Below are 15,865 nucleotides of genomic sequence, written 5' to 3'. Positions count from 1 at the left end.
CCGACGCGGCGCGGCTGCCTCTACACGGAATGGAGTATGGATATGAATAGTCTCACTGCACTTTTGCTGGACCTCTCGATCATCGCGCTGCTGATCGTCGGCATCACCCTCTTTCGGACGCCGCGCGGCGCCCGTTTCGGCAACCTGACGGCCGCCGCCGCTCTGCTGGCCGCGATTGTGCTGGTCCTCTCGCGCAACGCCATCTTTGACCCGGCCTGGCTGGTGGTGGCCCTGCTCATCGGCAGCGCCGTCGGCGCCCTCGTCGCCATGCGCGTCACCATGATCCAGATCCCGGCCATGGTGGCCTTCCAGCACGGCGCGGGCGGCGTGGCCGCCTGCACCATCGCCCTGGTCGAATTGACCCGCACCGGCGTCGTCCTCACCCCGGTCGGCGAGCTCTCTGGCTACCTCGGGCTGGTCATCGGCGCCGCTACCTTCAGCGGCAGCATGCTGGCCAGCGCCAAGCTGGCCGCCAAACTTCGGCAGACGCCCACCCTCCTGCCCCGCCACAACCTCCTGCTGCTCGCGCTGCTGGCGGTGATTGCGGGCCTGTGCGCGGCGGCTGCCGGCGCCGTCGGATCCTCACTCATGGCTCTTCTGCTCGGCCTCCTCGTCGCCTCGGTCGGGCTCGGCCTCCTCTTTGCGATCCGCATCGGCGGCGCCGATATGCCCGTGCTGATCTCGTTCTTGAACGCCACGGCCGGGTTGGCGGCCGCCTTCTGCGGCGTCGTCATCCAGAACCGCCTCCTCATCGCCGCTGGCGCCACGGTCGCCGCGTCCGGCTCCATTCTGACCGCGGTCATGTGCAAGGCGATGAACCGGAGCTTCGTGAAGGTGCTCTCGGGGGCGAAGCAGAAATCGGCGGGGAGCGCCGTCGCGGAGGCGCCCGCACGGCAGCCCGTGACGCGGCGGACGCAGACGTATACGGAAGCGATGGCCGAGGCCATCCAGGTCCTCAACCGGGCTGACCGCATCATCATCATTCCGGGCTACGGGATGGCCTTGGCCAAGGCCCAGTTCCAGGTGGCCACCCTCGCCCGCACGCTCATCGAGCTCGGCAAACGCGTCAGCTTCGCCATCCACCCCGTCGCCGGCCGCATGCCCGGCCACATGAACGTGCTGCTGGCCGAGGCCGACGTCGACTACGAGCTGCTGCGCGAGATGGACGAGGTCAACCCGGAGTTCGCCGAGACCGACGTGGTGCTGATCATCGGCGCCTGCGACGTTGTCAACCCCGCTGCCATCAGCCGAGCCGATACCCCGATCTCGGGCATGCCCATTCTCAACGCCCACGAGGCGCGCCACGTCCTGGTGCTCAATCTCGACGAGCGGCCCGGATACTCGGGCGTGCCCAACCCGCTGTACGACGAGCCGACGACCCTGCTGCTGTTCGGCGACGCCAACAAGTCGGTCACCGATCTTCTGCTCAGCGTGCAGGCGGAACCCGCCCGGCAGCAAGGAGTGGCAGTGTGATGCTCGCCCTCAAACACCTCAACGAGAGATTGCTGCGCGCCGAGTACGCCGTGCGCGGACCGATCGTGCAGCGGGCTCAGGAACTCGAGGCCGCCGGGCGCAGGATTATCTACTGCAACATCGGCAACCCCCAGGCGCTCAAACAGCGCCCCCTCACTTACCTGCGCCAGATCCTCTGCCTGATCGAGTACCCCGAGCTGCTCGAGAATGCCGATGTCACCCGCCACTTCCCCAAGGACGTGGTGGAGCGGGCCCGGTCCATTCTCGTCCGGCATCCCCACGGCACCGGCGCCTACAGCCAGAGCGCCGGCATTCCCTTCATCCGCAAGGCGGTCGCCGACTTTGTCGCCCGCCGGGACGGCATCCCCGCCAGCCCGGAGCACGTGATTCTCACCGACGGCGCGAGCAAGGGGGCCCAGGCTGTCCTCACCGCCCTCCTCCGCCGCCGCAACGACGGCTTCATGATCCCCATCCCGCAGTACCCGCTCTACAGCGCCAGCCTCGAGCTCTTCGGCGGCAGACAGATCGGGTACCTGCTGGATGACGACGACCACTGGCAGCTCAACGAGGCGGTGCTCGAAGACAGTCTCGCGGCCGCCCGCGCGGACGGGATCAACCCGGTCGGCATTGTCGTCATCAACCCCGGCAACCCGACCGGCGCCGTCCTCACGGTCGACAACATCAAGATGATCATCGCCTTCGCGGAGCGCCACCGCCTCGCCATCATCGCCGATGAGGTCTACCAGGAGAACGTCTACGCCCCCGGCTGCCGCTTCCACTCGTTCGCCAAGGTGATGCACACGCTGGGGGTCGTCTCTGTCCCCCTGTTCAGCCTGCACTCGGTCTCGAAGGGGTTTCTCGGGGAGTGCGGGCACCGCGGCGGCTATCTCGAGATCCGCAACGTCTCCGAGGAAGTGCTCGCGCAGTTCATCAAGCTCCAGTCGATCAGTCTCTGCGCCAACATCCCCGGGCAAATCGCCACCTACCTCATGGTGTCGCCGCCGCAGCCGGGCGAACGGAGCTACGACGCCTACGTGCAGGAACGGGACGCCATCCTCGACGACCTCAAGGCGAAGGCGGAAATCCTGGGGGAGGGAATCAATCAAATCCCCGGCATGTCCGTCGACATCCCCCAGGGCGCCATGTACGCTTTTGTCCGGTTCCGCCTGCCCGAGGAGAAGGGCGCGGATTTGACGCGCCTGACGCCCGAGCAGTTGTCGGCCTACGTCGCTAAGCGCGACACCGACTACTGCCTGGCGCTGCTGGAGCAAACGGGGATTTGCGTCGTGCCGGGATCGGGATTCGGCCAGAAACCGGGAACCTTCCATTTCCGCATGACCTTCCTCCCGCCGCGCGACGAGATCGAGGCGCTGGTGGAGAAACTCGGCGCCTTCCACCGCTCCTACGCGGCTTCGCACGTGGCAGAGGACGGCGTAGCCGCCATGTCCCGCTGCTGAGTGCATGCACGGGTGTCCGGCTGCGGCGGCCCAGGGCTGCCGCGGCCGCCCCCGGACCGCTCACTCGGTCTCGTCCCCTTTCCGGGTGGAAATGTCCAGCGACGTGAGCCCCTCCCGGATCGCGAACTTGGTCAGCTCGGCCACGTTCCGCAGCTCCAGCTTGGCCATCATGTTCTTCCGGTGGGTCTCCACGGTTTTGCGGCTCACGTGCAGCCGTTCGGCGATCGCGGCCGTCGAGTGCCCCTCGGCGATCATCTGCAGCACCTCCCGTTCCCGCACCGAGAGTTTCTCCAGCGCCGAACCCAGCGCGGGGGAGAGCCGCTGGGCGTAGTCCTCGACAACGATGTCGACGATGCTGGGGCTGAGATACCGTCCGCCCCGCGTGACGATCCGGATGGCCTCGTTCAATTCGGTGAAGGCGCCGTCTTTGAGGACGTAGCCGGAGGCGCCCGCCGAGAGCATCCCGGCGACATATTGCCGGTCGTCATGCATCGACACCGCGATCACTTTGACCTCCGGCATTTCCGCCCGGATCTGCCGGGTCGCCTCGATGCCGTTGAGCTCGGGCATGCCGACGTCCATGACCACCAGGTCCGGCGTCAGTTCATGGCACAGCCGCACCGCCATCCGGCCGTTATTGGCCTCGCCGACGATCTCCATGTGCGGCTGCTTTTCCAGCAGCAGGCGAAGACCCTCGCAGAAGAGCTTGTGGTTGTCGGCGATCAATATTCGCATGTTCGGCTCCTGTTCATCGCGGGGCGGCCGGGCTGTCGGTGACCGGCACCCACAGGTGGACCCTTGTCCCGCCGCCCACTTTCGGATCGACCGTCATCCGCCCCCCGAGGTGCGTGAGGCGCTCCCGGATGCTGAACAACCCGAAGCCGCCGTTGGCCGAGGGGTACCGGCCCTGGTGCTCGAGGTCGAACCCGACGCCGTCGTCGGCCACGCACACATGCGCCTCGTTCCCCTGCCGCTCGACCTCGATCCGCACGGCCGCCGCCCCGGCGTGCTTCACCACGTTGGCCAGCAGCTCCTGGATCGAGCGGAACAGCAGCACGCGCACGCCCTCGCTCAGCGCCACGTCCTCCTCCGGCCAGTGCACCTCGACCTGCAGTCCCGATTGTTTTCTCACGTGGTCTCCCAGCCAGACCAGCGCCTGGTCGAAGCGGAGCTCGTACAGAATGGGCGGGCTGATGTCGGCGGTGATGGTGCGGGTGTCGGCGATGATCTGCTGGATGAGCGCGAGGATATCGTCGATGCGCTCCCCATGCCCCTCCGGCAGCAGGTGGCGGAGGGTCTCGAGTTTCAGTTTCGCCACGGCGAGCCCCTGCCCGATGTTGTCGTGCAGGTGCAGCGCAAGCTGCCGCCGTTCCCGCTCCTCGGCCAGCGTCAACTCCATGGCCAGTGACCGCAGGTGCTGCTGGTAGGTGGAGAGCTGGCGCTGGGCCTCTTTGAGCGAGTAGGCCTCCCCCAGCCGGTGGGCGACCGTCTCCAGAAGGTCCGCTTCCTCGGGAAGGAACTGGGGCGGGGTTCCCCCGGGCAGGACCTCGAGATACCCCACCTCGATGACCCCGACGCGCTCGCCGCCGGCGGTGATGTCCGCCTGCTGCCGCCAGGGCGTCTCCCTGTAGTTGTGGCTCTGGTACTGGCGGCTTTTCATTGTGATCCGCGCACACGCGATTTCCGGGTACTGCCAGGCCCCGGGGAGGAGTTCCACGATTCTCTGGAAAATCTCGCTCAGCTCGATGTGCCGGTTCTCGAACAGATCCGACACCGAGTGCAGACATTCGAGCTCTTTCATGCGCTCGGCGAGAGCGTGCGAGCGCGCCCGCAGTTCCTCGTCGAGGTTCTTCCGGCCCAAAGTGTCGGTCACCGTCAACTCCTTGCCCGCTCCTCGCGTGGCCGCGGGCCTCTCACTAACCAATAGAGCACTGCAGCCGCGCGAAGTCAATGCCTTTTTCGCCGCCTGCGGAGGACCGTCGCCCTCGCCGGCGCCTTTAGACGCGCGAACTCAGAACCGCAACGACAGGCAACTCAACCCGCCGTCGAGCTTGCGGAACTCCGACATTTCGAGCACGATCGTTTCGTACCCCGCCGCGCGTACGGCCCGCTCGGTTTTCGGATAGCCGGCCGCGACCAGCACCGTCCCGTTCAGCCACAGCGCGTTGGCCGCATAGCGCTCGTCGTCGTCAACCGGAATCAGATCGTACGCCCGGAACTCGGGCCGCTCTTTGAATTCCCCGGCCGCCAGCATGGTGTTGTTCTCCAGGTAGACAACGCCCGATTTCAGATGGAGAACCCGGTCGAGCGGCACCGGGGAGCCGGTCATTCCGTACGCCTCGAGCAGCGCGATAATCTGGGCCGCCCCCTCCCGGTTCGTGCGTTGCGACAGGCCGATGAAGTAGTGGTCTCCGACCATCATGATATCCCCCGCGTCGGCTGTTCCCGGCGGCTCGACCCGCTCCACGGCGTCGAACAATCCGGCCACCACCGGTTCTATGGCGGCCGCCTCGCCCCGCCGCGCGGGGGCGCCCGGCCGCATGATGATGGCGCAGTGCGGCGTCAGCAGCGCCGTGTCCTCGACAAAGGTCGAGTCCGGGAACTCGTCGTCCGCGGGCAAGCAGGTGACCGCCAGCCCGCAGGCGCGCAGCGCCTCGACGTAGGCGCGGTGCTGCGCGACCGCGAGCCGGTGGACCGGCGCGCCGAGGCCGGCGGAGGTAATGCCGTCAACCATCGTCGGTCCCGGCGCTCGGACAAGGGCTCGCGAGAATCTCATAAACGATCCGTTTCCTTTCCGTGCCCGTCCGGCAGTTCCCCGGCCGCCGCGTTCGCCGGAAGGTGCTCACCCCTCAGGGAGATGCCGAGCAGGGGCGCGCTGCGAAAGGCAATATCGGAAATGACCGCCCGCCCGCCAAAGACTATGTCACCGTGACTGGCGGCGACCGCGTGGCGGCATCCAGTCGGCCGGCGAATACGTCCTCACCTGGGACGCCGGCCATCTGCCGTCGGGCGTCTATGTGATCCGCATTGCCACAGCCGAGGCCGGCACCCCGGACCAAATGGCCACGGTTGAGGGATCGTACCCGTCGATGCGGCGATGTGGATTCTGCGCCCGCGGGGAATCACATCCCGCTTGCGGAGCTGTTGTGGACTAAATATACTGCAGCGCAAACAGCCGCAGGTTAAACCTGTTCACATTGATAGACGGTCCGTAAACCAGTGAGGTTCGCTATGTCGCACCGCAGACGGAGTCTTTCCAGCTTGGTGAGCGCGGTCGCCATTCTTCTCGCCGTTTCCCAGGCGGCGGCGGGTGAAGCAGTCGACCGGACAGGGTTCTATGTCGGCGCTTTCGGTGGCTATGTCTCCGGAAGCCTCAATTCGAATGACCCATCGCACAAGGAATCGACCGGTGACTATGACGACGACAGTCCGCTGGCGGGTATCAGCGGCGGATATCAGCGCCAGTACAGCAACAACTGGGTTGCCGGCCTCGAGATCATGATCCCGCTCTACATTCAGAAAGGAACGGCGGTCGACAAGAAGTACTTCCCGGACACGGTGACCTACGAGGCAGACTTCCGCTACGGCCTGCTGCTGGCCGCCAAGTTCGGGCGCGCCTACGGCAACGCTCTGCCCTACCTGTTTGGAGCCGCCGGATTCACCAATGTGGACGGAAAGACGCTCAATGTCGATCTCAGTGAGAACTACTCGCCCGGGTTTGAGCAGAGCGCTGCGGCGACCCACTTCCTGTGGCAGCTGGGCGGCGGCTTCGATTACCAGGTCAGCCCGGTGATGTTTGTCGGCACGCGCGTGGCCGCGTTCATTGGCGCGCGCGCCGACCATACCATGCCTTGGAATGAGCCGGGCCCCAATGAATTCGGGTACAACGCCGTGCTCGTGCAGATCCAGGGGGGGTACCACTTCTAGGGAATTTCGGGACAGCCCGGCGCAGGCAGGGTTGTCAAGCCGCGGGGCCGCCCGATCGGCATTTCCTCCCCCGGATAGCCCCAAAGACACAAGGCCCGCGGCCGGAGCCGCGGGCCTTGGGCGATGTCGTCGCCAGGTTCGAGAGGGCTCAGCACGCCGCCGGCGCCGGACCTCCGCGGAAGAGGTAGTTGACCAGCAGGGTCAGGTCGGACACCTTGATCGAGCCGTCGGCGTTCGTGTCGCCGTGGTCGGGGCAGCCGGGGGCCGCGCCGCCGCGGAAGAGGTAGTTGATGAGCCCGGTCAAATCCGACACTTTCACGGCGCCGTCGCCGTTGAAATCGCCGCGCACGACGCAGCAGGGCTCCAGGTCGACAGTCCAGCCGTTGAAGAGTACCGACGGCACCTTCGCTCCCGACAGGATGACCTTGGTGAGGAACCCGGTCGGCGGCGACTGCATCTCCGGAATGAACCGCACCGAATCGGCCAACACGTGCAGCGCGTCCTTTCCGTGGCCGAGGTGCACTTCCGTTGGCGCCGCCCAGACACCGGTGCAGCCGATACTGCTCGGGGCTTTGCCCGAACCGCGCGTACTCCAGTGCCAGCCGCTCGGGGGTGAGGAGGCCGCTCCCGCCGGACCGGTGTGTTGCTGAAGTGTCGCTACTATCAGGTTGTCGCGAAACAGCTGCACGCTCTGGGTAACCGGCCCGAGCGGCGAGAAGTCGACCTCAAGCTCCCACTCTCCGGTAAGCTCCCGTGTGACCTTTCCGGTCCCGACCGCCCGCTCCAGCGCCCCCGGCGCCTTCTGGTAGGCCTTGAACTGCAGGAACGTCCCCGGTGACAACAGGGCTCCCGGCTGCTCGAGATCCTGCCACCGAGCGCCCCATCCCCTGGTGGTGGTGTCGTGCAAAACGAACGCCACACCGATCGGGCCCGGGTCAAAGGGTCCTATTACCACAACGGTGTCGTACGTCAGCGTATCGACATCGATCGGCGGCCACCAGACCACGACAATGATGACCGTGTCCACATCGGGCCAGACCAGGGTATCCTGGGGGCACGGACTCGGCGGCGGGAGGCACTTTGTGCTGTCGCCCTGGTACGAGCCCTCGAGGCAGTTGCTGTGGACATACTGATAACATGTGTCGATCGTGCAGCAGGCCCCGGTAATCGTGTTGGGGTGGCAGCAGGTCGCTACCGGATACCCGCCATAGGGCGTAAAGCAGGAAGGCCCGTTGGCCAGGTAGCACTCCAGAAGATCGATATCTTCCTGATCCACCGCGCAGTCGCCGTTGAGATCGGCATGGCACATGGAATCGAGCGGAGGGACCCACCCGTAGACGATGCCGATCAGGATCTCCAGGTCGATATCGGTCAACGGCGAGCCGTTACCGTCGATATCGCCGGTCGCCAGACACGCGCAGGTGTCGCAGGCGGCCGAATCGCATGTCGAGAGGTCGCCGAGGTAGATCCCGCCCATGAGGTCGCAGGGAACTTGCCCCATCGTCAGGACACACCCGCCCTGGTCGCCGGGAGTGCCCGTGCCGGTGGGCAGACAGCACGCCCCCAGGGGAGCGCAGACAACGCGGTCGCAGGAGGTGCCGATTCCCTGGAACAGCCCGCCGAGGACATTGATGCAGGTGTCCTGGGTGATGCTGTCGGCGCAGGAACCGTCGGGCAGGCAGCACGCACCCCGGGCGAACTGATCGCATGCCCCCGAGTCGCAGGTGGTGCTGTCGCCGAGGTAGAATCCGCCCAGCGCATCACACTCGGTCTGCCCGAGCGCCAGGATGCAGCTCTTGTCGGGAAGGCAGCACGCGCCCACGATCGCGTCGGTCGGGCACTTGCCAAGCGTGTCGGCAAGCACCAGAGACATCACCTCGGCATGCGTCAGCGCCCGGTCGAACATCTCGACCTCGTCGAGCAGCCCGGCATACCGGTTCGCCCCGGAGGCGCTCCGCGCCCCAAACACGAGCGTGCTCGCGGTGGTGAGCGAGCCCGGATGCAGCGTCGGATTGCCCGTGGCCGCCGGGACACCGTCGACATAGAATTTGATGCCGTTGGCCAGGGTGCGATCGACCGAGACAGCCGCCAGGTGCCAATTGTTGTCCGCGACAAAACTCCCCGACAGGTAGGTGGTCGAGGTGCCGTCGGCCAGCTCGAGGCCAAGGATGCCGTTCTGCAGGATGAGCGCGTAGCCGGTGGTTGTTCCGGCGTCGATTTTGTCCACCAGCGCCGCCGTGCCGGCCGCGGCCGACGTCCGGATCCAGGCGTCGATAGTGAAATCGCCGGAGGCGAAATTCACCTCGGTCGCATCGGCAATATCAACCTGGTCGTCCAAGCCGTCGAATTGCAGGGCCCCCTGGACCTTCCCGGCGGTCGGGGTCGGCCCGCCGACATGGGTGCCGTTGTCGGCCGTGCCCCTGATGTCGGCCGCCGTCGGCCCGGAGGCTTCGCCCAGCGGCCACCAGTTGACAACGTCCGCCGGTGCGTTGACGCAGGTCGTCGAGGTGAGTCCCGTCCCCCGGGCAAGAATGTACGGCTGTCCGGTCGCGCCGTCGGTCGCCACGTACGTCCCGAAATTCCGGCCGATCGCCAGCACCACGAAGTTGCTGGGCCAGGTGTCGAACACTTCATGGGTCGAGCAGTACCAGTACGAGAGGATCGAATCGGTCACGGCGGTCAGGGACGGGTGCGACACGACCTTGTGCACGAGGTTGTGGCACTGCGAGCCGTAGACGCTGAACGTCCCGTACGGGCTGAGCGAATCCAGCATTGTGACCTGCGTCGGCGTGCTGAAAATGCCGTAGTAGCAGCTCAACATGACGAAGGCGCCCGTCTCGCCGCTGCCCGCGTTGGCCGTCACAAAGTCGAGCCCGTACTTGATCAGGCTGTCCCCGCCCGCCGTGCTGTGGTAGGCGGCGTCGGTCCCGATCAGAATCACATTCCCGTCCACCGCCGCATTCCAGACCGCCTGGTTCTGAATGGCCGCCAGGATCGGGGTGGTGTCCCCCGCACAGGAGGGATCTCCCAGTACAATCGCCTCGTACGATGAGAACTGACCGGTGGTCATCGAGGCCCACTGGGCGCCGTTGACCACCACCGGGGTGAAACCGAGTTGCTGCACCCAGTAGTATTCGCGGCTCGAACTGGGCGGATTGGCCACCGTGGACTGGAGAATGAGGACCTCGTTGGGAGCGGCCAGCGCGGGCCCAACGCCGAGGGTTATCAGCACTAATGCCGACAGGATACCGGCACTCGATCCTTTTGACTGCATGGGGATCCTTTCGAAATGAGGATACTGCTGTCGAGAAAACACTGGTTTTCGTCTGCGCGGCGCTTTGTCCGGCGAAACCGGCCACACGAACCCGCGGAATAAAGTTCTACGATTCAGTTAACCAAGGCAAAAGTCCTGCACGGGATCGGGGAACGCCGTATAATGCACTATATGGCCCGATTTTGTCAATGATTATTTTCGCGCGGGGCTGAAAAGAGCCAAGAAACACAGAGGGCGCGGGGGCGCGGCCGGAGTCAACCGCTCCGCGCACGGGATAGCCGGAGCGGCCGGCATCGCAAAGCCGATCGGGTGCAGGACCTTACCGGCGAGACGGGGAGGGGCGGGGAGGGAAGGAGGGAAGGCAGGAAGGAGTGCAAGGGCGACGGCTCAGGCTCACCGGGGAGGTGGCGCAGGAGCTGCCGCAGTGCTTCAGCGGGTGTTCGAGAACCGAGACGATCTTTGGGGGGGCGGGCTATTCGGTTTAACAGCAGTCGCTTCGGTCGAGTTGCAGGCGGGCCGGGGGACCCCCCTGTGCCCCTGCAACAGAGGGGGAGCCTGCAGCATATGTAGTGGAAATGGGGGACGGAACCCCAGTGTCGTATTGCGGCACAAGAACTTACGTGATGTAGTGCCCATATCGTGGCGCATATTTCCATGGCCAATTCGGAAGTTGCCTTGTGAGTCCAGCCTGGTCCGTGGCACCGTACTGACCACCGCAGCCAGTCCTCAGGAGACCGTGCCGGGGCTCACACCCGGCAGATAATCCGATATCTGAATCGGTGAACGAGCGGACAACCCGTGCGGGACAGAAATGACACGAGTGGTGCCAATCGGCCCTCTCCCGTCCGGCAGTTATCCCGGTTTCGGTGTCTTTTTAGTGACAACATTGGGGACAAAAAATACCGTATTAGCTATATATTCTGTAATCGGGTGTAATGTCCCATATCTGGCACAGGAGAATCGAGGTATGGAGGTTTATTCGGAGGCGGCTTTTGACCGTTATCTCGAATGCATCGGTGTGAGGAGAACCGCGCCGAGTTGGGAAGCTCTGGCTGAACTGACGTCAGCGCATCTGAGGCGAGTACCGTTCGAAAACGTGTCGAAAATATATCGGGCGCATTTCCTGGGAATCAGAAAGATTCCGCGATTGGACGAGTTTCTCGATGGCATTGAACGCTGTAATTTTGGGGGCACCTGCTACACCAACAACTACTACATGCACCTGCTATTGGTTCATCTCGGCTACCGAGCCCGTCTCTGCAGCGCCGACATAGCTGTCAACGGAGCCCCTCCCGACGGACATATGGTCAATGTCGTCTCCTTCGGCGCAAAGGAAGCCATTGTTGATGTCGGATATGGCGAGCCATTCTGGAAGCCGATTCCCCGAAACAAGGCCGATGATATCGTGCTGGAGTTGGGGTCGGAGCGCTACGTTCTGAAACCGCAGGATCAGCAAGGGCGCAGCCGGCTGGAGGTATATAGAAGCAACCAATTGGCTCATGGTTACTTGTTGAAACCGGCTTCCAAAACCATACATGATTTTGCGGAGGTAGTAGACCGCTCTTACGAGGACAAGGCGCCGTTTCTCAATCGACTCGTGGTGACACGTTTTTTCGAGGATTGGGCACTGGTTCTGCGCAACCACACACTGACCGAGATTCGCCCATCGGCACCGGTCAGGCGACAGATGGAAACGCTGGATGCTGTCGTCGAGACTATAGTGGACAGGTTTGGCATGCCCGAGGGCATCGCTTGCGCCGCCGTGGGGCTTGTCGGGAGTAAAATCTTCGGCAGCTGATGAGCAGGCGGTTCTTGTTGTCGTAGGGTCAGTAATAACAACCGATTAGTCCTCTATTTCTGTCTTGGAACTCTCTTCTTGTCTGAGTGAGAGGGACAATCTGACGTTGGCCGTCGAAAGTCATTGCGGTTTGCCTTGGCGTTTTTCGGACTTCAAGGTCAGAGGAGAATGCGCGAAATCCACCGGTTTACGTTGAAATTCAAGGAATTCTGCTTCCAGGAGAAATGGTGGAGGTGGGGGGAATCGAACCCCCGACTCGCGTTGTGGCACAAGGACTTACGGGTCATTGTGACCAAATTGTGACGCTTTCTTACAGTCTAGAAGTGGTTAACATGGCCTTGTCAAGTACGCACGGTTCACGAACCACCGTCCCACGTCTGCTCACTTTCCGACTGGCAACTCGAGATAACTTCGGTGTGTAGCGTCGTGGTACACCTTGATATGTGCTGTCCGCGCGTCATTGCCCGTCTCCTCGACCACATTTTTCCCACTGTTGTAGTTCTTCTGTAGATAGATCGAATTGGGACAAGCAATCACCAGACGAAGTCGGCTCCCCTTGGCGACATAGCGTGAAAACCAATTGAAGCCAGTGAATTCGTATTTCAGGACTTCTCCAGGCTTGATTAGTCTCTCCTCCCGGAGAGATTCGCGAAAGCGAGCCCGCAAACGGTCGCGAGCCAGGAGAATACTCTTCCCATCCGGCATGATTTCGTACAGAGTTGCCTGGAAGTCGGCATCCGGCACATCCATGGAAATCCAGAGGACAAGCTTCGAGTTGCCGCTAACCTCGGTGCTCTCGGCAAAGGCTTCTGTGTGATATACCAAACCATTGCCAAAGAGGTTCAGCGCATAACGCTCATCCGTCAAGTAGTTCTCAATCTCCGCTGTTTCCAACTCGGCCGGCCGCGTGTCGAGTGGATCGTATACGAAGCTGTCTGAAGCGAATTCCGTCGCTCGTGCTTCCGTCAGATATCCGGAATGGAAGACATCGTTTGCATTACTGCCATTGGAACCGAGGTAAAGCACGCGTTTGTCGGCACCAATGGCTTCGAGTGAATCGGCATACTTCCACACGTCCTTGCCGACAACATAGTAGGCAACACGAGCCTCTAAAAACCCGGGCTTCTGACCCGATTTGAGAACCCAGTCGTACCACTCCTTGTGGAGTTGGTTCATGTCGAGCACGCGTGCATCTCCGAACAGCAGGCCGCCGACTTCCTTGGTCGGAGAATCTGTCCCACCATGATCCCATGGCCCAATGACTATATAATGGCGCGCTCGTGCTTCTCGAGAACCAAACATCATGTGCCGTCGGTAGAATTCCATCGCACCGGGCTGATCATCGTCGTAATAGCCCGTGATCGTCAAGATAGGCATATCGATTCGAGCGAATTGCTCGGCAGCGGGATTGCAGGCATCCCAGTAGGAATCCGGGCAGGGGTGCGCGAGCCACTCCTGAAAAAGAGCGGAGGGATTGCCAGTAATCGTATCGAGTTCCCTGAAGGCTCGATGCTCCATGTACAATTCACGGTACTTCTGTATCCAAAAGTGCGATTCCGCGAAGAGCTTCTTGTTGGCTGTCACACCGCTCGTCAGAGTGATCCACTGTACATCAAAAGGATCCCAAATATTCTTCCAAAACGGGATATCGATCGAAGGCATCGCCGCCGCCGTGGGCACGATGGTCTTCAAGTTCGGGGGAAATTCTTTGGCGGTGGCCCACTGGTCGTAACCGTCATAAGAACTACCGTACATAGCAATCCGACCGTCGCACCACGATTGCCTGGCTATCCAGCCTACAGCATCAAAGCCATCATTGGCCTCTTGGCGCAAGGCATTGAACGTACCCTGTGAATTACCGCGCCCGCGAACGTCTACCATGACGAAAACGTAGCCATTCTGTGCAAAGTAGAAGGCCTCGTTATGGTACGTATCGGCAATATACGGCGTCAGCGTCAGGATGACCGGCAGAGGCCCGGCCCCTTTCGGCTTGTATACGGTCGCATTGAGTTGAATGCCATCCCGCATGGGGATCTTAACTCCCCATAGAAGATCAATCGATGCAGACAACGACGTGTCGGTGACCTGCGCGGATAGACTGGCGACAAAGAGCACGCTCCACGCAACCAAAGTCAAAGTGGTCTTGACAATGTTCATTACCAATTTCCTCTTTTTCGACTTTGCTGCCGCATTCCTGTGCCCGACTCCTGAGAGCCCTAGATCTTCAAAGCGCATTAGCGGTTGACTCACTGCCTGCCGTGGATGCACGAACATAAGAGGCCGTAATCACGGCTTTTTCGTTTGGTCGAAAAAGGCTGCGACATCCGACTTTAGCTTCTTCAAGGACGGTTCATGAGTGTACATCTCATGGCCTGCCTCATAGTATTCTATGCGAATATGAGAACGCAAATCATCCTGCAGATCTAAATGGGAAATCATGTACTCAGTTGCAAGAAATACACTACCAAGATCAAAGGTGCCCTGCAAGACCAAAACTCGCAAGTTCGGATTGAATCCCATCGCGTGCGCAAGATCAATACCGGTGTTTGCCAGCGGCTGGGGCAGTTCATAATTCCCAGCCTTATGCCTGTAATCCCAAGTTGCAAAAACGTTCGCATCAAATACATATGTTCTATCGGGGCTGAATTTCAAATCACGTTGAAGATAATCCAGAAATGAGGCGACGAACGCTGATGTCGTCGCGGCATCCATGGGATCGTACTCCGCACTCTTCCCCAGTGGGTTAAAATTCACACCGAGGAACCGGCCATCGAGCATTCCGACTGTCTTACCATGTTCGCGCATTAATTGGTTCGCAAATTGTGCTGACGTCACTCGCATATTAGCCTTATCGAGATAATCAATCGAGAGTCCAGTGTAGCGGTGGAGTTTTTCTATGATGGCTTTCCGCGTGGGAACAGGCAGAGCGTTTCCCTGCGCGAGCGCATTCGAGTATTCCCCAAGGGCAAAAGTGCGCACCTCTTTGAGAAGCAGATCGATATCGGCGGGGGGATCGGGCAGCATTTTATGGTACCACGCAATCGCGGTGTATGTTGGAAGCGAGAACACAGAAGGCCAATGATACCCCGGCATATCGTCAAAAAGCAGTTCGAGGTCTGTGGCCATGGAGATAAGAATCAAGCCATTGAAGGACATGTATTCCCTGCTTTGAAGATAATCGACAACACCGGCTGATCTGGTTGTCCCGTAACTTTCACCCAGGAGGTACTTCGGTGAATTCCATCGGCCGTTATCCGTAATATACTGCTTGATAAACCTCGCAAACGATTCGATATCGGGGTCGACACTCCAAAAATCTTTGTCTTTCGCCTCGCCAACGGCATGACTGAAACCGGTACCGATCGCGTCAATCATGATAATATCAGTTTTATCCAATATGCTGAATTCATTATCGACCAGCTTGTAAGGCGCCGGCGGAATGAAAGAGGTATCGCCCGTGACAATTCGCTTGCCGCCCAAAGCTCCCATATGGAGCCACACCGAGCATGATCCGGGGCCGCCATTATATGCAAAAGTAATTGGCCGGTGGCTGATATCGGTTACATTGCTCCTGACATATGCGATGTAACCCATGCTAGCGTAGGGAAGATCCTTGTCATTACGAATAATCAGAGTTCCCGCCGTAGCGGTAAAAGGGATGGACTCACCGCCAATAGTGAGTTTATGCGTAGTGACTGACTTCTCTGCCTTGGGTGCCGTCGCCGAATTGACGGTGGTAGTGTCTTTGTCCTTTTCCGACAGGTTGCCGGAATCCGCCGCCACAGCACGGCTGCAGAACGCAAACAGGAACAACTGAACAACACTAATTGCTAGAAAGAGATGCTTCGCACGCATGAACCTACTCCTTTCGGGGGCCTCGATGTAGTGCCGTAGGGTAGGCGAAGATGCAGGTGCCGAAAGCTCCGCCCATCCGGT

The 15,865-nt window shown here is 61.4% G+C and carries 10 protein-coding genes; 4 read left to right on the top strand and 6 right to left on the bottom strand.

The features are described from left to right. The first annotated feature begins 36 nt into the window (after nucleotides 1–36). Both KA261_05915 and KA261_05910 read left to right on the top strand, forming a co-directional pair. Nucleotides 37–1,473: an NAD(P)(+) transhydrogenase (Re/Si-specific) subunit beta gene (locus tag KA261_05915; GenBank protein ID MBP7697327.1), complete on the top strand. Its 1,437-nt coding sequence runs from the start codon at nucleotides 37–39 to the stop codon at nucleotides 1,471–1,473. Continuing rightward, nucleotides 1,470–2,930: an aminotransferase class I/II-fold pyridoxal phosphate-dependent enzyme gene (locus KA261_05910; protein ID MBP7697326.1), complete on the top strand. Its 1,461-nt coding sequence runs from the start codon at nucleotides 1,470–1,472 to the stop codon at nucleotides 2,928–2,930. Before KA261_05915 ends, KA261_05910 begins: the two co-directional genes overlap by 4 nt. 60 nt (nucleotides 2,931–2,990) lie before the next feature. Here the strand turns inward: KA261_05910 and KA261_05905 are convergent, their stop codons facing one another. From KA261_05905 to KA261_05895, 3 genes are all read right to left on the bottom strand, one after another. Beyond that, complete coding sequence (locus KA261_05905; protein MBP7697325.1) at nucleotides 2,991–3,665, bottom strand: response regulator transcription factor; 675 nt, start codon at nucleotides 3,663–3,665, stop codon at nucleotides 2,991–2,993. Nucleotides 3,666–3,678: 13 nt separating this feature from the next. Further along, nucleotides 3,679–4,803 (bottom strand): sensor histidine kinase, encoded by a 1,125-nt coding sequence (locus KA261_05900; protein MBP7697324.1) that lies wholly within the window; start codon nucleotides 4,801–4,803, stop codon nucleotides 3,679–3,681. A gap of 138 nt (nucleotides 4,804–4,941) precedes the next feature. Further along, nucleotides 4,942–5,706 carry a N(G),N(G)-dimethylarginine dimethylaminohydrolase gene (locus tag KA261_05895; GenBank protein ID MBP7697323.1) on the bottom strand — a complete coding sequence of 255 codons (765 nt, stop codon included), beginning with the start codon at nucleotides 5,704–5,706 and terminating at the stop codon, nucleotides 4,942–4,944. 455 nt (nucleotides 5,707–6,161) lie between these two features. On the opposite strand from KA261_05895, the gene KA261_05890 reads away from it, so the two are divergent. Continuing rightward, nucleotides 6,162–6,857, top strand: coding sequence for an outer membrane beta-barrel protein (locus KA261_05890; GenBank protein ID MBP7697322.1), 696 nt, complete (start codon nucleotides 6,162–6,164; stop codon nucleotides 6,855–6,857). Between the two features lie 148 nt (nucleotides 6,858–7,005). Here the strand turns inward: KA261_05890 and KA261_05885 are convergent, their stop codons facing one another. Further along, on the bottom strand, nucleotides 7,006–10,089 hold the full coding sequence (locus tag KA261_05885; GenBank protein ID MBP7697321.1) for a hypothetical protein: 3,084 nt from the start codon (nucleotides 10,087–10,089) through the stop codon (nucleotides 7,006–7,008). A 1,009-nt stretch (nucleotides 10,090–11,098) separates the two neighbouring features. Here KA261_05885 and KA261_05880 point away from each other — a divergent pair. Continuing rightward, nucleotides 11,099–11,929 carry an arylamine N-acetyltransferase gene (locus KA261_05880; protein MBP7697320.1) on the top strand — a complete coding sequence of 277 codons (831 nt, stop codon included), beginning with the start codon at nucleotides 11,099–11,101 and terminating at the stop codon, nucleotides 11,927–11,929. 381 nt (nucleotides 11,930–12,310) lie between these two features. On the opposite strand, the gene KA261_05875 is transcribed toward KA261_05880, so the two are convergent. Next, nucleotides 12,311–14,086: a CocE/NonD family hydrolase gene (locus KA261_05875; protein ID MBP7697319.1), complete on the bottom strand. Its 1,776-nt coding sequence runs from the start codon at nucleotides 14,084–14,086 to the stop codon at nucleotides 12,311–12,313. Between the two features lie 129 nt (nucleotides 14,087–14,215). Further along, complete coding sequence (locus tag KA261_05870) at nucleotides 14,216–15,784, bottom strand: hypothetical protein (protein MBP7697318.1); 1,569 nt, start codon at nucleotides 15,782–15,784, stop codon at nucleotides 14,216–14,218. Nucleotides 15,785–15,865 lie beyond the last annotated feature (81 nt).

It is taken from the genome of Candidatus Zixiibacteriota bacterium (assembly GCA_017999435.1).
Classification (GTDB): domain Bacteria; phylum Zixibacteria; class MSB-5A5; order GN15; family FEB-12; genus JAGNLV01.
Note: the sequence above shows the minus strand (reverse complement) of the source record. Positions and strands in the feature narration are given on the sequence as shown.

Excerpts from the sequence above, each read along its gene's own strand:
- KA261_05875 (MBP7697319.1), bottom strand. The coding sequence starts at position 14,086 with ATGAACATTGTCAAGACCACTTTGACTTTGGTTGCGTGGAGCGTGCTC.
- KA261_05880 (MBP7697320.1), top strand. The coding sequence starts at position 11,099 with ATGGAGGTTTATTCGGAGGCGGCTTTTGACCGTTATCTCGAATGCATC.
- KA261_05915 (MBP7697327.1), top strand. The coding sequence starts at position 37 with ATGGATATGAATAGTCTCACTGCACTTTTGCTGGACCTCTCGATCATC.
- KA261_05895 (MBP7697323.1), bottom strand. The coding sequence starts at position 5,706 with ATGAGATTCTCGCGAGCCCTTGTCCGAGCGCCGGGACCGACGATGGTT.
- KA261_05870 (MBP7697318.1), bottom strand. The coding sequence starts at position 15,784 with ATGCGTGCGAAGCATCTCTTTCTAGCAATTAGTGTTGTTCAGTTGTTC.
- KA261_05905 (MBP7697325.1), bottom strand. The coding sequence starts at position 3,665 with ATGCGAATATTGATCGCCGACAACCACAAGCTCTTCTGCGAGGGTCTT.
- KA261_05890 (MBP7697322.1), top strand. The coding sequence starts at position 6,162 with ATGTCGCACCGCAGACGGAGTCTTTCCAGCTTGGTGAGCGCGGTCGCC.